This is a genomic window from Photobacterium sp. GB-210 (genome assembly GCF_003026075.1).
Classification (GTDB): Bacteria; Pseudomonadota; Gammaproteobacteria; order Enterobacterales; family Vibrionaceae; genus Photobacterium.
The window spans coordinates 1-2,255 of record NZ_PYNU01000046.1; the positions used below are offsets into that span (position 1 = coordinate 1).

3 protein-coding genes are annotated in these 2,255 nt (G+C 38.0%); 1 reads left to right on the forward strand and 2 read right to left on the reverse strand.

Translation table 11 applies throughout. The annotated features are described in order from the left end of the window. Positions 1-102: 102 nt before the first annotated feature. Both C9J38_RS21405 and C9J38_RS21410 read right to left on the reverse strand, forming a co-directional pair. Positions 103-849 (reverse strand): hypothetical protein, encoded by a 747-nt coding sequence (locus C9J38_RS21405; protein ID WP_199195431.1) that lies wholly within the window; start codon positions 847-849, stop codon positions 103-105. Between the two features lie 75 nt (positions 850-924). After that, a complete protein-coding gene (locus C9J38_RS21410) occupies positions 925-1,761 on the reverse strand; it encodes a hypothetical protein (protein ID WP_233218545.1) in 837 nt (278 codons plus the stop codon). A gap of 236 nt (positions 1,762-1,997) precedes the next feature. Between C9J38_RS21410 and C9J38_RS21415 the strand changes: the two genes are divergently transcribed. After that, on the forward strand, positions 1,998-2,255 hold a 258-nt coding region (locus C9J38_RS21415; RefSeq protein WP_158259534.1), incomplete at its 3' end, for a site-specific integrase.

A 2,255-nucleotide genomic window follows, 5' to 3' on the forward strand; every position in this document is an offset into this window, starting at 1 on the left:
ATATTATTGGTTATTACAGCCAATTACGACCACATCAATATAATGGCGGATTAACACCGAATGAATCAGAACGATTATATTGGTTAACCTCTAAAACCGTGGCTAGTATTTGTTGACCACTACAGTTGAGCGATATTTAGCATTAATCTTAAAAAGCCTAAGTGCTATACCTAACCCACAAAACGATTTTAATTTTTCAATCGCTTGAGTATGTGTTTCAGCAGGGCCATATTGTCCAACAAAACCATCATTTTTTATTTGAATAAATGCCCCTGAGGCATTCCATGAGTGCTCAGTGAATATCGAGAGCAAACCTAAGCCATTACCAGAAATTGATTCATCTCTCTTTTCAATTCCTGACATTGGAGGGTAAATTAATGAAAAGTTGTCATCAGACTTTCGAATAGCCATACTTTCAGATATATCAAAATTACCTAGACTCTCTTGGAATAGCTTCGCCATATCACTATTCAATTCAATACTGAAGATATATCGCCAAGGTAAACTATTAAATTCATCAACTAGTCGTCTAGAAACCTCGGTAGTATCTTGATAGCCATCAATATCTGTTAGTTTTGATATAGGAGTTTTTGAATCGTACCCAAAATTTTCAGTTAACTCTCTAGACAAAGATTCAAAAATAAAATTAAAGACCGGAAGTTCACCTATTGAGCTTTGTAACGTTGATTTAATATTTCCCGAATTTGGTAAAATAGAATCAGCTTTAACTAAATCAATACAAGACATTCGCTCAACAAACATCCTGTTTTTAACATCGATTTTTCCTAAACTATCAGCGATGACTTCCACTAACCTTTCTTTGCATTTTTCATGTATATTCAATGACATTTGACAATCTCAGAATTAAAGCATAACGCCGCGTTCCGCGGTAAATTTGTCCGACAGCAACGATGTCTTATACCTTTACGGCAATGTAGCTAAGCTTTCATAACCCAACAAAGCGGAAGGACAAAAAGACTCAAACTCCCATTTTGGAAGATTGCTGCAGTCTTGTTTATAAGATTCTAAAAGCTCAGACAAATCGCTAGGTGACCCAATGCCTAGGAGGGTTTTCACTCGATCAAAGTATATTTTGGACTTTGCGCGAGCAAATATTTCAAAGGAACTACCATAATGACCTAAATAAAGAAGTGTTTCAGGCCACCAACGGCTATAGTCATCGTTTGCAGATATCTCAGCACGCATAAAAGCGACAAAGTCAGCTTGCATTAAAAACCTAAAGTCCAAACCCGTTCCATGACAACGCTCTTTTAACAAATCTGCTCGTAGTGACAACCTTCTTGTTTCTAACCGCTGATTCCTATACTCAAGCGACTCCATATACTGCCGGATATTTTGAAAGCCAATCATGGTATCTCTACTATATTCAGAACGGCCACCAACAAAATACTGCTGCAATAACAATGGCGCAGCCAGCTCAAAACGCTCGAACTTTAGAAAAACAGCAAGCGTATATAGAAAAATCTCGTGAACTATAAATTTATAATTATCGAATTCCCAGCGATTATAGGAAGTTATATGCTCTGGCCTATCCATATATGGTATTAGGCTTTCAATAAAACGGTGAATTCGTTCAGCAAACTCAGGTACTGGTTTGTATTGAGCCAGCGCTATCAATAGTTGAACATACTCGTTTCTAGAAGGTATAAATGATTCTATGTTTGATACAATCGCGTCATCAATTTCACCCTCTACGCCATGCACACGAAAACGCTCAAGATTTTCCGAAAATAAGGTCAAGTACTCATCGAAACAGCCAGAAGCTATAGATTTATCGTTCTTTATGGCGTCGACCGAACGTTTAAAAGCAGATGAGGTGCCAAGTGAGACAAACTCATTTTCTTCTAAAAAGCAGGGCTTCTTACCAACCTCAGGTTTTACATAAAGTGGCTTGTTGAACGAAGCCGCTGCGCGGCAGAGTGAAAGCCCATAAGCTCGACTACGGTAAATATACCTTTAAAAAAGGAGTATTTATCATGAATAAAGCACAGCAACATCGTTCAGATTATCTTTATGAACAACACCTTACCCATCTTACCTTGCAAGGTAAACGCCCCGCTACGATTGATGCTTATAGTCGTGCTCTACGTCGCATTACCCATCAACTGGATAAATCGCCAGACACGTTAACTACCGACGACCTGAAACGGTATTTTACACAACTGATCAAAACACATTCATGGAGTACCGTGAAAATTGATCGCAATGGCTTACAGTTTTTCTTTAAGCATGTC

Coding starts and splice junctions, on each gene's coding strand:
- C9J38_RS21405 (WP_199195431.1), bottom strand. CDS start 849: ATGTCATTGAATATACATGAAAAATGCAAAGAAAGGTTAGTGGAAGTC.